This window comes from Paraburkholderia sp. JHI869 (assembly GCF_038900775.1).
GTDB lineage: Bacteria > Pseudomonadota > Gammaproteobacteria > Burkholderiales > Burkholderiaceae > Paraburkholderia.
Genome location: NZ_JAYMSC010000003.1, coordinates 42,178 through 60,220, shown reverse-complemented (window position 1 = coordinate 60,220; position 18,043 = coordinate 42,178). Strand labels below are relative to the sequence as shown.

The 18,043-nt window shown below is 64.8% G+C and carries 17 protein-coding genes and 1 other RNA gene; 11 read left to right on the top strand and 7 right to left on the bottom strand.

From position 1 onward, the window contains the following. Positions 1–145: 145 nt before the first annotated feature. Positions 146–1,408 carry a transcription termination factor Rho gene (gene rho / locus VSR72_RS06685; RefSeq protein WP_027818379.1) on the bottom strand — a complete coding sequence of 421 codons (1,263 nt, stop codon included), beginning with the start codon at positions 1,406–1,408 and terminating at the stop codon, positions 146–148. Positions 1,409–1,703: 295 nt separating this feature from the next. After that, positions 1,704–2,030 carry a thioredoxin TrxA gene (gene trxA / locus VSR72_RS06680; protein ID WP_027818380.1) on the bottom strand — a complete coding sequence of 109 codons (327 nt, stop codon included), beginning with the start codon at positions 2,028–2,030 and terminating at the stop codon, positions 1,704–1,706. Between the two features lie 478 nt (positions 2,031–2,508). Here trxA and ffs point away from each other — a divergent pair. The 5 genes from ffs (at position 2,509) to VSR72_RS06655 (ending at position 7,733) form a co-directional block, all read left to right on the top strand. Continuing rightward, positions 2,509–2,607, top strand: an RNA gene (ffs, locus tag VSR72_RS06675) — signal recognition particle sRNA small type. Between the two features lie 244 nt (positions 2,608–2,851). Next, positions 2,852–5,206, top strand: a complete 2,355-nt coding sequence (gene dnaX / locus VSR72_RS06670) for a DNA polymerase III subunit gamma/tau (RefSeq protein WP_342951639.1) — start codon at positions 2,852–2,854, stop codon at positions 5,204–5,206. Between the two features lie 82 nt (positions 5,207–5,288). Continuing rightward, positions 5,289–5,615: a YbaB/EbfC family nucleoid-associated protein gene (locus tag VSR72_RS06665; RefSeq protein WP_322033073.1), complete on the top strand. Its 327-nt coding sequence runs from the start codon at positions 5,289–5,291 to the stop codon at positions 5,613–5,615. A gap of 174 nt (positions 5,616–5,789) precedes the next feature. Further along, positions 5,790–6,386, top strand: a complete 597-nt coding sequence (gene recR, locus VSR72_RS06660; protein WP_133184310.1) for a recombination mediator RecR — start codon at positions 5,790–5,792, stop codon at positions 6,384–6,386. Positions 6,387–6,461: 75 nt separating this feature from the next. Then, positions 6,462–7,733, top strand: coding sequence for a CaiB/BaiF CoA-transferase family protein (locus tag VSR72_RS06655; protein WP_342951638.1), 1,272 nt, complete (start codon positions 6,462–6,464; stop codon positions 7,731–7,733). Between the two features lie 78 nt (positions 7,734–7,811). On the opposite strand, the gene VSR72_RS06650 is transcribed toward VSR72_RS06655, so the two are convergent. Next, entirely contained in the window at positions 7,812–8,783 is a 972-nt protein-coding gene (locus VSR72_RS06650) for an NADPH:quinone oxidoreductase family protein (RefSeq protein WP_342951637.1), read from the bottom strand. Positions 8,784–9,061: 278 nt separating this feature from the next. Here VSR72_RS06650 and surE point away from each other — a divergent pair, with 278 nt between their 5' ends. From surE to VSR72_RS06625, 5 genes are read left to right on the top strand one after another with little or no spacing between them, the layout of a single operon-like run. Then, complete coding sequence (gene surE / locus VSR72_RS06645) at positions 9,062–9,823, top strand: 5'/3'-nucleotidase SurE (protein ID WP_342951636.1); 762 nt, start codon at positions 9,062–9,064, stop codon at positions 9,821–9,823. Further along, positions 9,820–10,890, top strand: a complete 1,071-nt coding sequence (locus VSR72_RS06640) for a protein-L-isoaspartate(D-aspartate) O-methyltransferase (protein WP_342951635.1) — start codon at positions 9,820–9,822, stop codon at positions 10,888–10,890. Before surE ends, VSR72_RS06640 begins: the two co-directional genes overlap by 4 nt. A 5-nt stretch (positions 10,891–10,895) precedes the next feature. After that, complete coding sequence (locus VSR72_RS06635; protein ID WP_342951634.1) at positions 10,896–11,819, top strand: peptidoglycan DD-metalloendopeptidase family protein; 924 nt, start codon at positions 10,896–10,898, stop codon at positions 11,817–11,819. A gap of 13 nt (positions 11,820–11,832) precedes the next feature. Then, a complete protein-coding gene (rpoS, locus tag VSR72_RS06630) occupies positions 11,833–12,939 on the top strand; it encodes an RNA polymerase sigma factor RpoS (protein WP_342951633.1) in 1,107 nt (368 codons plus the stop codon). A gap of 19 nt (positions 12,940–12,958) precedes the next feature. Beyond that, on the top strand, positions 12,959–13,738 hold the full coding sequence (locus VSR72_RS06625) for a 3'-5' exonuclease (protein ID WP_342951632.1): 780 nt from the start codon (positions 12,959–12,961) through the stop codon (positions 13,736–13,738). Between the two features lie 23 nt (positions 13,739–13,761). On the opposite strand, the gene VSR72_RS06620 is transcribed toward VSR72_RS06625, so the two are convergent. The 3 genes from VSR72_RS06620 to VSR72_RS06610 all read right to left on the bottom strand — a co-directional run bounded on the left by VSR72_RS06620 (position 13,762) and on the right by VSR72_RS06610 (position 15,378). Further along, complete coding sequence (locus VSR72_RS06620; protein ID WP_342951631.1) at positions 13,762–14,652, bottom strand: endonuclease/exonuclease/phosphatase family protein; 891 nt, start codon at positions 14,650–14,652, stop codon at positions 13,762–13,764. Positions 14,653–14,786: 134 nt separating this feature from the next. Next, complete coding sequence (locus tag VSR72_RS06615; protein WP_342951630.1) at positions 14,787–15,095, bottom strand: hypothetical protein; 309 nt, start codon at positions 15,093–15,095, stop codon at positions 14,787–14,789. 91 nt (positions 15,096–15,186) lie between these two features. Further along, positions 15,187–15,378, bottom strand: coding sequence for a hypothetical protein (locus VSR72_RS06610; RefSeq protein ID WP_342951629.1), 192 nt, complete (start codon positions 15,376–15,378; stop codon positions 15,187–15,189). A 343-nt stretch (positions 15,379–15,721) separates the two neighbouring features. On the opposite strand from VSR72_RS06610, the gene rlmD reads away from it, so the two are divergent. Next, positions 15,722–17,026 carry a 23S rRNA (uracil(1939)-C(5))-methyltransferase RlmD gene (gene rlmD / locus VSR72_RS06605; protein WP_342952025.1) on the top strand — a complete coding sequence of 435 codons (1,305 nt, stop codon included), beginning with the start codon at positions 15,722–15,724 and terminating at the stop codon, positions 17,024–17,026. A 118-nt stretch (positions 17,027–17,144) separates the two neighbouring features. Here rlmD and VSR72_RS06600 read toward each other — a convergent pair whose 3' ends face one another. Continuing rightward, on the bottom strand, positions 17,145–18,041 hold the full coding sequence (locus VSR72_RS06600; protein ID WP_342951628.1) for an outer membrane protein assembly factor BamD: 897 nt from the start codon (positions 18,039–18,041) through the stop codon (positions 17,145–17,147). Positions 18,042–18,043: the final 2 nt, after the last annotated feature.

Below are 18,043 nucleotides of genomic sequence, written 5' to 3'. Positions count from 1 at the left end.
CGTGGGGCGATCGAGGCATGCCGCGCATTATAGTTCAACGTGAACGTTCACGTACAGGTTGGGACCCGTAGTGATTTGATCCCGGAAAAGAAAAACGCCCGCGAATTTCGCGGGCGTTTTGTGGTGAATCCAGCGGGCGAGGGCCTTAGCCGCCGCGGCGCATCATGTCGAAGAACTCGGAGTTGTTCTTCGTTTGACGGATCTTGTCGAGCAGGAATTCCATGGCCTCGACTTCGTCCATGTCGTGGATGAACTTGCGCAGCACCCAGATCTTCTGGAGGATGTCCGGCTTGATCAGCAGTTCTTCGCGACGCGTGCCCGACTTGTTCAGGTTGATCGACGGGTAGACGCGCTTTTCCGCGAGACGGCGCTCGAGGTGCACTTCCATGTTGCCGGTGCCCTTGAACTCTTCGTAGATCACGTCGTCCATGCGGCTGCCGGTTTCGATCAGCGCCGTGCCGATGATGGTGAGCGAGCCGCCTTCTTCGATATTACGTGCCGCGCCGAAGAAGCGCTTCGGACGCTGGAGCGCGTTGGCGTCCACACCGCCCGTGAGCACCTTGCCCGATGCGGGCACAACGGTGTTGTAGGCGCGCGCGAGACGCGTGATCGAGTCGAGCAGAATCACGACGTCGTGCTTCATTTCGACGAGGCGCTTGGCCTTCTCGATCACCATTTCGGCGACCTGCACGTGACGCGCAGCCGGTTCGTCGAAGGTCGAGGCGATCACTTCGCCTGCCACCGAGCGCTGCATTTCCGTCACTTCTTCAGGACGCTCGTCGATCAGCAGCACGAACAGGACCACGTCGGGGTGGTTCTGCTTGATGGCGTGAGCGATGTGCTGGAGCATCACGGTCTTGCCGGACTTGGGCGAAGCGACCAGCAGGCCGCGCTGACCCTTGCCGATAGGCGCGATCATGTCGATGATGCGGCCCGTCACGTTCTCCTCACCGCGCATTTCGCGCTCGAGCAGCAGCACCTTGTTCGGGTGCAGCGGCGTGAGGTTCTCGAACATGATCTTGTGCTTCGAGGCCTCGGGCGGCTGGCCGTTGACCTTGTCCACCTTCACGAGCGCGAAGTAGCGTTCGCCGTCCTTCGGCGTGCGCACTTCACCTTCGATCGTGTCGCCGGTGTGCAGGTTGAAGCGGCGGATCTGCGACGGGCTGATATAGATATCGTCCGTGCTGGCGAGATACGAGGTTTCCGGCGAGCGCAGGAAGCCGAAGCCGTCGGGGAGCACTTCGAGCGTGCCGTCACCGAAGATCGTTTCGCCCGTCTTGGCGCGCTTTTTGAGAATCGCGAACATGAGTTCCTGCTTGCGCAGGCGGTTCGCATTTTCGATCTCGAGGCCATTGGCCATCTCGATCAATTCGGACACGTGCAGAGACTTGAGCTCGGAAAGATGCATACGGAGAACCCGTCGGGGAGGAGTGCGACGAAAAGAAGTCTGGGGGAAAGAAGTGAGCGGAACCGCTCAAGGACGAAACTTTGCTTGAATCTTGCTTGAAACTTTATAGGGCGCCGGGTAGACGCTTTATGAATTCTAGCATAGCACACGCCAGAACCCGTCAGTGAAGACCGACAGCAAGTTTCGACGTGTTTTTATGGTGCGTGTTGTCGCATGACAACACGCACCGTTGCATGGCTCATCCCTTGCTGGCCGGGCAATGCACCCGGTCGGGGAGGGACGGCCAGCCTGGAAGTTACAGGTGGCTGTCCAGGAACGCGGTGAGCTGCGACTTCGAGAGCGCGCCGACCTTCTGCGCCGCCACGGCGCCGTTCTTGAAGAGGATCAGCGTGGGGATGCCGCGCACGCCGAACTTCACCGGCGTCGACTGGTGTTCGTCGACGTTGATCTTCGCGACCTGAAGACGATCGCCATAATCCTTCGCGACTTCATCGAGAATCGGCGCGATCATCTTGCACGGGCCACACCACTCGGCCCAGAAGTCCAGCAGCACGGGCTTGTCGGATTTCACGACGTCCTGTTCGAACGATGCGTCGCTGATATGCTTGATTTGTTCGCTCATTGTATGAATACCTCTTTCGATTCGAGGCTGAGTTAATTGCTCGCCACGATACACCAAAACTGAAAATTCATCCGGGGCCGCCAGGGCGGCCAGACCGAACCCGTTCATCCGTCCGAATTGCACGTCCAAAACACACGCTATTCGCACGCAAACCACGTGGCCCAGCCAATTGCCGACGCCAGTGTAGCCTAAATCCCTATGCGTTGCCGACGGTGATAGTACTCATACCGCAAGCAGGGTTTCCGTCTTGCAGGCCACATTTGGCGGGGCATTCGGGCGGCGGCGCGAGCATTTTTGCTGGGCCGTTTCGCGGGATTGCGGTGCGATATCTTGTGCTCCTGCACGCTATCTGGAGACGGTGCGGGCCGTTGCAAGAGGGCGTCCAATAATGGCGTGCAAGGCTGTCCGGAGCGGCTCGGCGCGTTTTTTCGCACTGCAGCAGTCGCATTGCTGCGCGACCGATGTTAGAATGCGCCGTGACGGGCCTCCTCGCATGGAGGGGCGGTCAACCTGGTCAGGTCGGGAACGAAGCAGCCACAGCCGTTTTCCGCCAGTGCCGAGGGTCAGGCTCGTCACCTTCCTCTTTTTTCTTCCGGTTTTCCCCCAGATACGACATTGACGCCGCGCAATCGAGTGCGCGACGCGCTTCTTCGTCTGTCGTTCGTCTGTGCTCCGTTTCTGTCCTGTTTGTCACGCATTTATCGCCACTGTTTTCGTCGCCCGCAATCGCTTGCAAGCGCCATTGCGCGGCCGTCGTGAGGTGAGCATGCGCCGCCTTTCGATTCATCTGGACGCGCGGGCGTTGCTGATACAATTTCCGGATGACCTATCAAGTTCTCGCACGCAAGTGGCGACCGAAGGATTTCGCTTCGCTCGTCGGACAGGAGCACGTGGTGCGCGCGCTCACGCATGCACTCGACGGCGGCCGCCTGCATCACGCGTACCTCTTCACCGGCACGCGCGGCGTGGGCAAGACGACGCTGTCGCGCATCTTCGCCAAGGCGCTCAACTGTGAGACCGGCGTGACGTCGAAGCCGTGCGGTGTGTGTCGCGCGTGCCGGGAAATCGACGAAGGGCGCTTCGTCGATTACGTCGAGATGGATGCGGCGAGCAATCGCGGCGTGGACGAAATGGCCGCGCTGCTCGAGCGTGCGGTCTACGCGCCGGTCGATGCGCGCTTCAAGGTCTACATGATCGACGAAGTGCACATGCTCACGAACCACGCCTTCAACGCGATGCTGAAGACGCTGGAAGAGCCGCCGCCGCACGTGAAGTTCATTCTCGCGACGACGGACCCGCAGAAGATTCCAGTCACGGTGCTCTCGCGCTGCCTGCAGTTCAATCTGAAGCAGATGCCGGCGGGCAACATCGTCGAGCACCTCTCGCACATTCTCGGTGAGGAGAAGGTCGAGTTCGAGCCGCAGGCGCTGCGCCTGCTCGCGCGCGCCGCCGACGGCTCGATGCGCGACGCGCTTTCGCTCACCGACCAGGCCATCGCTTATTCGGCCAACCAGGTCACCGAAGAAGCGGTGCGCGGCATGCTCGGCGCGCTCGATCAAAGCTATCTGATCCGCCTGATCGACGCGCTCGTGGCCGGCGACGGCGCGAACGTGCTCGCCATTGCCGACGAAATGGCGCTGCGCAGTCTGTCGTTCTCCACGGCTTTGCAGGACCTCGCGAGTCTGTTTCATCGCATCGGCTGGGCGCAGTTTTCGCCTTCCTCGGTGCTCGACGAGTGGCCCGAAGCCGACGACATCCGCCGTTTTGCAGAAGTGTTGAGCCCGGAACAGGTCCAGCTTTTCTATCAGATCGCGACCCTCGGCCGCAGCGAACTCGGTCTCGCGCCCGACGAATACGCGGGCTTCACGATGACGCTTCTGCGCATGCTTGCGTTCGAGCCTTCCGCGAGCGCAGGCAGCGTGGGCAGTGCGCCGGCGTCGAAGCCCGCTGCGGCGGGCACGGGCGCGCGTGCGGCGGCTCCGGCGGTCGCCTCGGCGCGCAGTGCGGCGCCTGTCGTTGCGCAGCCGGTCGCGCCGAAGCCGGAAACAGTGGCGAACGTACCGCCGACGGTAGAGGCCGCACCGGTCGCGACGCCCGTTGTCGAGCCGGAAGTGAGCGCACCTGCGCCGCTTGCCAGGCCTGTAGTTGAAGCGCGTGTCGTGCCTCCCTGGGAAGACGAGGGTCCTGTGCCTGTCGCCGCGGTCGAGCCGGCCGCCGCCGCTCCCGCTCCCGCTCCGGCAGAAGAGACGCAACCTGTTCAAAGCGCGCCCGCTGCGCCCGCGCCGCAAGCCGAATCGCATGAAGAACCTGCCGCTGCGGCGTCCGGGCGTGGTGGTGCGAGCGCTGCGCTCGACGTGCTGCGCAGCAAGGGCATGCGCGTAGCCACGGGTCGCGGTCCCGCTGCCGGCGCGGCCGCCCCGGCGCCCGCGCCGAAGGCCGCGCCGCGCATGGAAGTCAAGGTGCCGACGCCCGATCCGGCCCGCCGCGCCGCCGCCGCGCAGGAAGCGCAGCAGGCGCGCCAACCGGCGCGCAACGCGAGCGCACAGCAAGACGCCTCTGGCGCACCGCCGTGGGACGACATCCCGCCAGACGACTACGTACCACTCGGCGCCGACGACGCGTACTTTGCGCCGCCCGACGACGGTTTCGTGCCGGCCTACGACAGCGAGCGGTCCGCACCGCGCGCCGCCGCTTCGGCACCGACGCCGTCGCCGGCCGTGGTCGACGTGAGCAAGCTGCCGCCTGGTATCCCGCTCGATCCGATCGGGTTCACGGGCGACTGGCCCGCGCTCGCCGCCACGCTATCGCTGAAGGGCATCTCGTACCAGCTCGCCTTCAACAGCGAACTGACGGCGCTCGAAGGCACGCTGCTCAAGTTGAGCGTGCCGGTGCCGCAGTACGCCGAAGCCTCGCAGGTCGCGAAGCTCAAGACGGCGCTCGCCGAGCGCCTTGGCAAGACTGTTGAAGTGAGCGTGGAAGTCGGCCCGGCGCGCCGAACGGCGGCCGCGCTCGACGCCGCCGATCGCGCGCAGCGTCAACGCGAAGCCGAGCGCGAGATTGGCGCCGACCCCTTCGTGCAGCAACTGATTCGCGACTTCGGCGCGAGCATCGTGCCGGGCTCGATCCGGCCGGTCGCGCCGGACGCCGCATCGGGCGGCACTCAGGCCGCCCACTGAATTGCGCCGCGCGGCGCCGCAAGCGTCGCGCGCTGTTGAGCGCATCGATTCGAACGACTACGATCCAGAAGGAGCAGTGACTATGTTGAAAGGCCAACTCGGCGGGCTCATGAAGCAAGCCCAGCAGATGCAGGAAAACATGAAGAAGATGCAGGAGCAGCTTGCCCTGATCGAAGTCGAGGGTCAGGCTGGCGCCGGTCTCGTCAAGGTCACGATGACCTGCCGCAACGACGTGCGCCGCGTGTCGATCGATCCGAGCCTGCTCGCGGACGACAAGGACATGCTCGAAGACCTCGTGGCCGCGGCGTTCAACGACGCGGTGCGCAAGGCCGAAGCCACGTCGCAGGAAAAGATGAGCGGCATGACCGCCGGCCTGCCGCTGCCGCCGGGCTTCAAGATGCCGTTCTAAGGAACGTTGCGAGCGCCGCGTCTGCTTTCGGCAGGGCGGCGCCCGCGCGTTTCGCAGGCCTTGCCGCGGCCGGCACGGCTGCGCAGGCGCTGGCGTCAAGGCGTCAAAAGTAGCAAGTAGCCGCAGAAGCAACCTTCGCTTCAAACCCCGTTGCGCATCTCGCGCTGAATCCGCATGAAACAACCATCCGCTCTCGCCGCACTTGTCGAGGCGCTGCGCGTGTTGCCCGGTGTCGGGCCGAAGTCGGCGCAACGCATGGCGTATCACCTGATGCAGCACGACCGCGACGGCGCCGAAAAGCTCGGCAACGCGCTCCTGTTCGCGACCGAGAATCTGAAGCACTGCGAGAAGTGCAATACCTTCACTGAAGCTCAGGTCTGCGAAACTTGCCTGGACGAGGAGCGCGACCCGACGCTGTTGTGCGTCGTCGAAACGCCGGCTGACCAGATCATGCTCGAACAGACCATGACGTACCGCGGGCTGTATTTCGTGCTGATGGGTCATCTGAGCCCGCTCGACGGCATCGGCCCGAAAGAGATCCATTTCGACCGGCTCGTGAAGCGCGCGTCGGACGGCGTCGTCAAGGAAGTGGTGCTCGCGACCAATTTCACGAACGAGGGCGAGGCAACGGCGCATTACCTCGGCCAGACGCTCAAGGCGCGCGGTCTCGCCGTCACGCGCCTTGCGCGCGGCGTACCGGTGGGCGGCGAGCTCGAATATGTCGACGCCGGCACCATCGCGCGGGCCATGCTCGACCGGCGCTCGATGTAACGCGCGTCGTTGCGTGCGCAACCCCAATACGTCGAAACGCGTCGTCGCACGCCGAACAGAACGAAAGGAGACACCATGAGCGCAGCCGCCGCTTCCCCCGACTCCCAAGCGGACGCATCCGCAGCCAAAGGCACGGGCCCGCTCGCGGGCGTCAAAGTCCTCGAACTCGGCACGCTGATCGCGGGTCCGTTCGCCGCGCGCTTTCTTGGCGAGTTCGGCGCCGAGGTCATCAAGATCGAAGACCCCAAGGGCGGCGACCCGCTGCGCAAATGGCGCAAGCTCTATCCCGAAGCGGGTGGCACGTCGCTCTGGTGGGCCGTGCAGGCGCGCAACAAGAAGTCGATCACGGTGAATCTCAAGGCCGAAGAGGGCAAGGAGATCGTGCGGCGCCTCGCGAAGGAAGCCGATATCGTCATCGAGAACTTCCGGCCCGGCCTGCTCGAAAAGCTCGGGCTCGGCTACGACGTCCTCTCGAAGGAGAATCCCGGTCTTGTGATGGTGCGGCTTTCGGGCTACGGCCAGACCGGCCCGTATCGCGACCGTCCGGGCTTCGGGGCGATCGCCGAATCGATGGGCGGCCTGCGTCATATCACCGGCTATCCCGAGCTGCCGCCGCCGCGCATCGGCATTTCGATCGGCGATTCGATTGCCGCGCTGCACGGCGTGATCGGCGCGATGATGGCGCTCCATCATCGCAACATGAACGGCGGCAGCGGCCAGATCGTCGATGTCGCGCTCTATGAAGCCGTGTTCAACATGATGGAGAGCGTTGTGCCCGAGTACGGCGTGTATGGCATGGTGCGCGAGCGCACCGGCGCGTCCCTGCCTGGCATCGTGCCGTCGAATACGTATCCGTGCCGCGACGGCAGCATCGTGATCGGCGGCAACAGCGATCCGATCTTCAAGCGTCTGATGTTGGCGATCGATCGCGCGGATCTCGCCAACGATCCGCAACTCGCGCACAACGACGGCCGCGTGCCGCGTACGGCGGAGATCGACGGCGCCATCGCGGCGTGGCTCTCAACTCGCACCATCGACGAAGCGCTCGACGTGCTCAACGCCGCCGACGTGCCCGTGGGCCGCATCTTCAGCGTGGCCGACATGTTCGCCGATCCGCAGTTCGCGGCGCGCCAGATGATCCAGCAGTTCCGCTGGCAGGCGCCGGGTGCGAAGGCGGGCGAGGGCGTGGATATCGCGCTGCCCTCGGTCACGCCCAAGCTTTCGGCTACGCCCGGGGACACGCGCTGGCTTGGCCCCGCGTTGGGCGAACATACCGATGAAGTCCTGCAGACGCTGGGGTATGACGCGGACCACATTGCACGGTTGCGCGCACAACAGATTGTCTAGGACGATGGCTTGCACCATGCAAAACGGCTCGCGCATTGCGAGCCGTTTTTGTTTTGCTTCCCGCGTTGCAGGAGACGTTCAGGGCACGATCACGATCTTGCCGGTCACCTTGCGCGAAGCCATGTCCTTGAGCGCCTGCGCGGTGTCGGCGAGCTTATAGCGCTTCGAGACATAGGGCTTGAGTTTGCCTTCGCCGATCCAGCCCACCATCTGCGCGAATGCTGCCGCGTTATGCTGCGGTTCGCGCCGCGCGAAATCGCCCCAGAACACGCCGACGAGGCTCGCACCCTTGAGCAGCGCGAGATTGAGCGGCAGCTTGGGAATCTCGCCATTCGCAAAGCCCACCACGAGATAGCGCCCACGCCAGCCGATACTGCGGAACGCCGGTTCCGCATACTCGCCGCCCACCGGATCGTAGATCACGTCGGGGCCTTTGCCGTCGGTAAGCGCCTTGACGCGCTCGCGCAAGTCCTCGGTGCTGTAGTTGATGGTGGCGTCCGCACCGAAGCGGCGGCAGACTTCGAGCTTTTCTTCGCTCGAAGCCGCCGCGATCACGCGCGCGCCGAGCACCTTGCCGATCTCGACAGCCGCAAGCCCCACGCCGCCCGCCGCGCCGAGCACGAGCATCGTTTCGCCGGCGCGCAGCGCGGCGCGGTCGACAACGGCGTGGTGCGACGTGCCGTACGCGAGCGTGAAGGCGGCGGCTGTTGCGAAGTCCGCGCCGTCGGGCAGCGCCACGCACGCCGATGCGTCCGCAAGCGCCTGCTCGGCGAATGCGCCGGTGCCCACATAGGCCACCACGCGCGTACCCGGTGCGAGCTTCACGCCTTCGCCCGCGGCGCGCACCACGCCCGCAAGTTCGGCGCCGGGCGTGAAGGGCAGCGGCGGCTTCATCTGATACTTGTTCTCGATGATCAGCACGTCGGGGAAGTTGACCGCCGCGGCCTTCACATCGATCACGACCTGGCCGGGGCCTGGCACGAGGTCGGGCGAGTCTTCGAGCGTGAGCGAGTCGGGCGGGCCGTACTGGTTGCAGCGGATTGCGCGCATCGTGTCTCCTGTCTTATCCGGTTCGGTTGCTTTCAGTTGCATCGATCATGGATTCGCTGCAGCGGAACAGTGTACGGCAAACCGCATCAATGCGAACGATCGTGCGATTTATTCGCGTCGATTGCCGTGCACTACGCGAGGGCGCGGCGAGCAGCATTGCACCTGCGAATGCGTCGCGGTTCTGCGTGAGACTTCGCCGTCCGACGCGGTGCGCAGCGCGCCGCGGCAGGGTCCGGGCTGTCGTTCGCGTGCCTTCTTTCCTCGGTTACAATCGCTCGATGCGAATACTACTCAGCAACGACGACGGTTATCTCGCCCCCGGCCTTGCGGCGCTCTATGAAGCGCTCAAGCCGCTCGGCGAAGTCACGGTCATGGCGCCCGAGCAGAACTGCAGCGCCGCATCGAACTCGCTTACGCTGTGGCGCCCGCTGTCGGTGTTGCGCTCGGCGAGCACCGGCTTCTATTACGTGAACGGCACGCCCACCGACTCGGTGCACATCGCGCTCACGGGCATGCTCGACCAGCAGCCCGACCTCGTGGTCTCCGGCATCAACAACGGCCAGAACATGGGCGAGGACACGCTGTACTCGGGCACCGTGGCCGCGGCCACCGAAGGCATCATGTTCGGCGTGCCGGCCATTGCGTTTTCGCTCGTCGACAAGGACTGGGTGCATCTCGATTCCGCTGCGCGCGTCGCGGCCGAGATCGTGGCGCACTACCTCGCGAACCCGTTGCCCGGTCATCCGCTGCTGAACGTCAACATCCCGAACCTGCCGTACGACGAACTTGGCGATTGGCGCGTCACGCGCCTTGGCAAGCGTCATCCTTCGCAGCCCGTGATCCGCGAGACCAACCCGCGCGGCGAGCCGATCTACTGGATCGGGCCGTCGGGCAGCGCGCGCGACGCGAGCGAGGGTACGGACTTCCACGCGGTGGCGAACGGCCACGTGTCGATCACACCGCTGCAACTCGATCTCACTCACACACAGCTGTTGTCCGCGACGCAAGACTGGGCGCGCAAGGGCGGCAGCGTTTCATGACGGGCGAGCGCACGAAGCGTTTTCCGCTCGGGCTCGCGGATCTCGTGCGCGAGCCACGCCGGCGCGACACGCGCCCGGGCGAGGCACGCACGCCGCTCGCGGGCGCGGGCAACAGCAGCCCCTCGAAGCCGGGAGTCGGCGCACTCGCGAAGCCAGGCGCGAAGGTTGGCACTCAGGTCGGCACGCAGGTCGGCAAATCTGCTGTTGCGAAGCCCACGGCAAACACGCCGTTCAAGGCGCCGCCTGCGAAGCCGGTTAGCGCAAAGCCAGCGAACTCGCTCAAGCCCGTGCATCCTGCCGGCAACGCAGCCGCGCCGCGGGCCGCAATGCCGGTCGGTGCGAGTGCACCGCGTGTGCCCGTAGCCGTCACAGGCGCGCCCGCCGTTGCGCTCAATGGCGCGCACGCGCTGACTTCGGAACGCGTACGCGAACGCATGGTCGAACGCCTGCGTGCAAACGGCATTGCCGATGCGCGCGTGCTCCAGGCGCTCGCGGCCGTGCCGCGCCACATGTTCATCGACCCGGGTCTCGCGACCCAGGCCTACGAAGATGCGGCGCTGCCGATCGGTCATCACCAGACCATCTCGAAGCCTTCCGTGGTCGCGCGAATGCTCGAACTCGCGGGTGCGGGCCGCGTGCTGGAGCGCGTGCTGGAAATCGGCACCGGCTGCGGCTATCAGGCAGCCGTGCTGAGCCAGATTGCGCGCGATGTGTATTCCATCGAGCGCATCAAGCCGTTATACGAGCGCGCGAAGACGAACCTTCGTCCGCTGCGTATTCCGAATATCCGCTTGCACTACGGCGACGGACGGCTCGGTTTGCCGTCGGCGGCGCCGTTCGACGCGATCGTGATCGCTGCCGCTGGCTTTGACGTGCCGCAGGCGCTGCTCGAGCAACTCGCCATCGGCGGGCGGCTCGTGGCGCCCGTGGCGGTGTCCGGCACCCAGAGTGCCGCCGGCGAAGCGACGCAGGTTCTCACGCTCGTCGAGCGCACGGGGCCGGCGCAGTGGCGGGAGTCACGCCTCGATCGCGTTTTCTTTGTCCCCTTAAAATCTGGAGTGATCTGAATCCGATGAGTATGTTGCGCGCGATCAAAAGAAACCGCCTGAATGTCGACCTGCCCGCAGCCACGCTGAGCGCAGCCCAGCGCGGCGCCGCGCTCGCCGCGCTCTGCCTTCTGGCCGCATGCGCCACGCGACTCGATCAGGCACCCGTAGTGGACCGCACCGCGCCGCTCGGTACTGCGGCCGCGCAGCCTCCGGTGCCGCTCGGGCCGCCGCCTCCGGGATATTACCGGGTGAAGCCGGGCGACACTCTCTATAGGATTGCGCTCGAAAACGGCCAGAATTATCGCGACATCGCGACGTGGAACAATCTCACCAATCCGAACCAGATTGAGGTGGATCAGTTGTTGCGCGTGGTGCCGCCGGGGGCGAATCCGTCGGCGTACACGCCGGGTGTCGTGACCGCACCGGTTCCGGGCGTGGGCGCAGCGCCGGGCGCGCCGGCAGCGGGGGCGCCGGCGCAGCCGCCGATCTACGGCTCGGGTGCGAACGCAGCGGCGCCATCGGCTGCCGTGCCGCCGCAACCGGGTGCAAGCGGCGGCGATATGGCCGCGGCGCCGGGCGGCAACATCGCGCTCGCGTGGCCGGTGCGTGGTCCGGTGCTCAACGGCTTCGACGATTCGAAGAACAAGGGCATCAATATTGGTGGTGCGCCTGGCGATCCTGTCAAGGCAGCCGGCGATGGACGCGTGGTTTATGCCGGAAATGGGCTGCGCGGTTACGGCAATCTCATTATCATCAAGCATGACGCCACGTTTTTGACCGCGTATGCACACAACCGGACTTTGATGGTAAAAGAAGGGGATGCGGTCACCAAAGGTCAGAAGATCGCCGAAATGGGCAATACCGACTCGGACCGGGTGATGCTGCATTTCGAAGTACGCCGTCAGGGTAAGCCCGTCGACCCACTGAAGTACTTGCCGCCGCAATAAAAGCGAGCCGACCATGCCGAAATCGAAGCGCCGTCTGCAGCAATCCGAGTCTGACAGCCAAGCCGCCCAGGTCTCGGTGGAGGACGGCGCGCAGGCGGGCGACGACGACGCGTCGCCCGACCTCGACGGCGGCCGTGACTATGAAGAGCGCGAGGAGCGTGAGGAACGCGATTCCTCGGCCGACGAAGGCAGCTCGGGCGAGGGCGGAGAAACGGCAGAGGCCGCGCCCGACGCCGACGATTTCCGCGCCATGCTGCAGGCCGAACTCACGGCCGACACCATCCAGCATTATCTGAACCGGATCAGCGTGAAGCCGCTCCTCACTGTCGAGGAGGAGCAGCGCTACTCGCGTCTTGCGAAGGCCGGCGAGTTCGAAGCGCGCCAGGTCATGATCGAGCGCAATCTGCGCCTCGTCGTCAGCATTGCCAAGGGTTATCTCAATCGCGGCGTGCCGCTGCTCGACTTGATCGAGGAGGGCAACCTCGGCCTCATGCATGCGATCGAGAAGTTCGATCCGACACGCGGCTTCCGTTTCTCGACTTATGCGACCTGGTGGATCCGCCAGAGCATCGAGCGCGCGATCATGAACCAGGCGCGCACCGTGCGTTTGCCGGTGCACGTGATCCGCGAGCTCAACCAGGTGCTGCGTGCGAAGCGCCATCTGGAGAAGAATTCGCTCAACGCCGATTCGGCCTCCGAGCGGCGCGACGCGAGCATCGACGACATCGCGTATCTCACCGGCAAGACCACCGAGGAAGTCACCGACATTCTCGCGCTCAACGAACACACGGCTTCGCTCGACGCGCCGCTCGACCTCGACCCGGCCAGCAGCCTGCTCGATTTGCTCTCGGACGACCAGAGCCAGTCGCCCGATGCAGAAGTGCAGCATCGCGAACTGGAAACGCTTACACGCGCGTGGCTTGGGCGATTATCCGATAAGCATCGCCACGTGATCGAACGGCGCTTCGGGCTGAACCATATCGAGCCCGCCACGCTCGAAGAACTGGCCGACGAAATGGGCCTCACCCGCGAGCGCGTGCGGCAGATCCAGCAGGAAGCGCTGGTGCGCCTCAAGCGCTTTTTCGCTTCGAACGGCGTGCGCAAGGACGCCGTTCTCTAAACCCTCGCAGTCCATCTGAATGACAGTTCCTGTACTCGTATTCGACATCGAGACGATTCCCGATGTCGACGGCATTCGCCGTCTCGAAGATCTGCCCGCCACGCTCACCGACATCGAAGTGGCCGAGCACGCCTTCGCCGCGCGCCGCGAGAAAACCGGCAGCGATTTCCTGCCGCATCACTTGCAGCGCATCGCCGCGATCTCGTGCGTGTTTCGCGATGGGCAGGGTTTTCGCGTGCGCTCGCTCGGCACGCCTGAAGACGGCGAAGCGCGGCTGATCGATTCGTTCTACCGCACGATCGAGAAGTATTCGCCGCAGCTCGTTTCGTGGAACGGCGGCGGCTTCGACCTGCCAGTGCTGCACTATCGCGCGCTCGTGCACGGCATTCGCGCGGTGCGCTACTGGGAAACCGGCGAAGAGGACCGCGAGTTCAAGTGGAACAACTACCTTAGCCGCTACCACACGCGCCATACCGACCTGATGGACGTTCTCGCGATGTACCAGCCGCGCGCAAACGCGCCGCTCGACGCGCTCGCGAAGCTCTGCGGCTTTCCGGGCAAGCTCGGCATGGACGGCGGTCATGTATGGACTGCGTTTCAGGACGGCCGCATCGAGGAAATCCGCAACTACTGCGAAACCGACGTGGTCAACACGTATCTGCTGTATTGCCGGTTTCAGATGATGCGCGGCGGTTTCACAGAGCGCGAATATGCGGATGAGATCGAGTTCGTGAAGCAGTCGCTCGCCGCGGAGACCGCACCGCATTGGGGCGAGTATCTCAAGGCGTTCGCTGGCTGAGCTCGCAGCCGGCCGACTACCTCTTAGCCCAGTTCGAGCACGATCGGCTGATGATCCGAAGCCTGGGTCGCGCCGTCGATCTCGCAGCTTCGCAAGCGTGGGCGCAAATCCTCCGTGACGAAGACGAAATCGCACGCGAGCGGCCCGTCCGACCATTGCACCGTGTCGTAGACGCCGGCCGTGGGCGGCGGCGTTGCGCCCGCATGGAGCGTGGTCCACGCGTCGATGAAGACGGGGCTGCCCGCGAGCGGCTCGAGCATGCGTGTGTATGCCTCGCTGCCCCAGGCGCTGTTGAAATCGCCGCACACGATCGCCGATACGGGGCGCGCGGTGCGGACGAACGGACCCACATCGTTTTCGGCGGGCGCGGGATGCGCCGCGTGATCGGCGGCTTCCTGTTGCAGACGCCGCAACTCGTCTACCTGCGCGAGCCGCTGGCGCAACGAATAGAACTCCAGATGCGTGACCAGCACGCGCAGTGCGCCGTCCGGCGCGTCGAGCACGGCTTCGAGCGCGACGCGTTGCATCGAGGGCGCGGTTGAGTCGGCAGGCCACGGCAGGGCGTGGCGAAAAACCTGCGCGACAGGCAGGCGCGTGGCGATCGCGTTGCCGAACTGGCGGCGCTGCATTGGCGCCGTGCGTTGGCTTGAGGCTTGCGCATCACGTGGCGCAGGCGGCGCAGGCAAATCGGCTCCGATCGCCTCGATGATCGTATAGCCGGGCAGTAGCGCCCGCAGTTCGGCGAACTGATCGTCGCCGGGGCCACCCGGCAGCGCCCGGAAACCGCGCGTGATTTCCTGCAGGCATAACACGTCGAAATCGGCGAGGCGCCTGGCCTCGTGCACCGTACGCGCGAGATCGACGACGCCAGAAGCGTCGCGTCCCCACTGCACATTCCAGCTAACCAGTTTCATCGGCAGGCTCCTCGCACGGTGCGGCGGCAGTTCCCGCACGTTTAACCCTAGCCTGGTTTTTTCTGCAGTGTTGTATGATAAATGTGAAGGCCGCGGCGGATAGGGCGTCGTGCCGCGGTTTGCCGTTATTGGCGTTAGATCCGGCGACCCTGGCACGCGGCGCGCGCGGTGCCGGCCACGTGGTTGCTGCGGTCGAAATACACGGAAAACGGCACGTTGCGGGAACTGTCGAGGTTGTACTTGCCGAGGTCGTACTGGAAGCAGTCGAAGCGGTTGGTCTGGTAGCCGCGATCGGGCGGCCCCATGCGCTTGTAGACTTCACTCTGCGTCATGCCGGGTTGGATGGAGGCAACGAGTTGGTCGGGCTGGATGGTCGGGCTGCCGCACGCAGCGAGGCCCACGAGTGTCGCTGCTGCGAGCGCATAGAGAGGTAACTTGCTCACTTCGATTCCGTTGGTGAAGGGGTAGATATCCTTGCCGCCGCAACCGGCGGCAATCTATGGGACGAATCTGAAAGCGCCTGATCGAGCAGGCTCAATCGAACAGGATGCGCAGGCCGAACAGCAACACGGCGAATAGCGCGATGGGCACAGCGAGGCTCGCAAAGCCAGGCAGCAGTGGCCGGCGTGTGCTCGTGTGCGTGGACATCAGCGGTTCGGCGACGGTGGCGGCGCCGAGCACGACGAGCAAAAGCGCGCGTGATTGCAGGAAGACGAGGGCAGACATGATGACGATTCCTTCGCGTGGGTCGGACTTATCACGCGTCAGGAATCATCGTAGTGACGGGGCGCAGTGAGCACGATCGGACAAGTTCGAAAACGGCATCTGCGGAGCGCAGGCGCCGACATCGACTACAATCTCGCCTTCGCCCACAATTCACTCATCGTCAGTCAGGAATCCGCTGGTGTCTCAAGCTGCCCCCGACCCTCAAGCCGAGCCTGTTCAGGCCGAGCCCATGCCGTCCACGCCCACGAAAAAGCGCAGCAAGCGCGAGCGCCGCGCTGAAAAGCGCGCCGCCATCGAAGCCTCGGTCGCTCATGCCCCCATTCTCGAGATCGAATCGCTCGACATGGAGGCCCGCGGCGTTGGCCGCACCGTGACCGAGACGGGCGAGCCCGGCAAGGTGATCTTCGTCGAGGGCGCGCTGCCGGGCGAGCGCGTGACCTACCTGAGCTACCGCAAGAAGCCCACGTTCGAGCAGGCGCAAGTGGTGAACGTGCTGCGCGAAAGCGCGATCCGCACGAAGCCGCAGTGCGCGTTCTTCGGCACCTGCGGCGGCTGCTCGATGCAGCATCTCGACGTGCGTGCGCAGATCGCCGTCAAGCAGCGCGTGCTCGAGGACAACCTCAAGCACCTCTCGAAAGTGCGTTCGGAGACGATGTTCCGGCCGATTCACGGGCCGTCGTGGGGCTACCGCTATCGCGCGCGCCTCACGGTGCGCAACGTGCCGAAGAAGGGCGGCGTGCTGGTCGGCTTCCACGAGAAGAAGAGCAGCTACGTGGCCGACATGACGAGCTGCGAAGTGCTGCCGCCGAACGTCTCGGCGATGCTCGTGCCGCTGCGCCATCTCGTGGCCGCGCTGTCGATCAGCGATCGCATGCCGCAGATCGAACTCGCAGTGGGTTCGAGCGTGACGGCGCTGGTGCTGCGCATTCTCGAGCCGCTCACGGCCGCCGACGAGGACCTGCTGCGCGCATTCGCCGACGAGCACAACGTCCAGTTCTGGCTGCAGCCGAAGGGCCCGGACACGGTGTTCCCGTTCTATCCGCTCGACAAGGAACTCGACTACACGCTGCCCGAATACGGCATTCGCATGCCGTTCAAGCCGACGGACTTCACGCAGGTCAATCACCAGATCAACCGCGTGCTGGTGGGTCGCGCGCTGCGCCTGCTCGCGCCCGAGCCGGGCGACCGCGTGCTCGATCTGTTCTGCGGCATCGGCAACTTCACGCTGCCGCTCGCGCGTCTCGCGCGCGAGGTGGTGGGGATCGAAGGCAGCGATACGCTCACGGCCCGCGCGCTGGAAAATGCGCGCGCCAATGGCGTGGACGGGCACACGTCGTTTGCGTGCCGCAATCTGTTCGAAGTCACCGCCGACGACATGCGCGCGCTCGGCCACTTCGACAAGTTCCTGGTCGACCCGCCGCGCGAAGGCGCGCTGGCCGTTTCGCAGGCGCTCGCGGAAATCGCGCAGAGCGGCAATGGCCCGCTGCCCAGGCGCATCGTCTATGTATCGTGCAGCCCCGGCACGCTGGCGCGCGATGCGGGCGTGCTCGTCAACGAGGCTGGCTACCGGCTCAAGGGCGCGGGCGTGGTCAACATGTTCCCGCATACCTCGCACGTGGAATCGATCGCGCTGTTCGAGCGCGATTGAAATAGCGCGCGCCGCGCGGGCACGAGACGCCTGCGCCGTGCGCAGAAGCCAAAAAAAACGCCACGGAATTTCCGTGGCGTTTTGCTTTCCTGCGCGCCTCAGCGTTGAGGCGCGGCGATCACCAGATCTGCCACCAGGACTTGTTTTCCTTGCCGGGGCGCGCGTGACCGGTGATGTACGGGCTGTCCGGGAAGGTGCCGGCGAGCACGCGGCGCGTGTCTTCGGCAAGCTGCGGCTGATCGAGCTTCTCGTACGACAGGATCATGATGTGCAGCGCGTCTTCGATCGCCGGCGCGCTCTTGTAGTCCTGGATCGCGAGTTGCGCGCGGTTGATGGCCGCCACGTAGGCGCCGCGGCGATAGTAGTAGTCGGCCGCGTGCACTTCGTGCGAAGCGAGCGCGTTCACGATGTAACGCATGCGCTGTGCGGCGTCCGGTGCGTACTTGCTCTGCGGATACTTGTCGACCACCATCTTGAAGGCGTCATACGACTCGCGCAGCGACTTCGGGTCGCGCTCGCTCATGTCCTGGCCCGAGAAGCGGCCAAAGAGACCGAGGTCGTCGTTGAAGTGGATCATGCCCTTGAGGTAGTACGCGTAGGCGATGTCCGGGTGATCCGGGTGCAGCTGGATGAAGCGGTTGATCGCCTGGTCGGCGGCGTCGTTCTCGTTGTCCTTCCAGTTGCAGTAGGCCACGTTGATCTGCGCCTGCTGGGCGAAGTGGCCGAACGGGTCGCGGCCCTGAAGTGCTTCAAAATATTTCGCGCACTTGCCCCAGTCGCCGCCGGAGAGCGCGTCCTGGGCCTCCGTATATAATTTGTTGTTGTTCCATGCTGCCGTTTCGTCGGTCTTTTCCGGCAGGCCATGGCAGGCCGCGACCACAGCGAGCGCCGCGCCGCAAGCAGCAAGTCGAATGATGTTGCCAATCTTGCCGAGCGTGTTTGCTCGCGTCGCGCGCATTGCGTTTCGGGCCACCGCGTGTTGGGCCAGTTTCGTAATCGTGTTCAAGGCTCGCATTT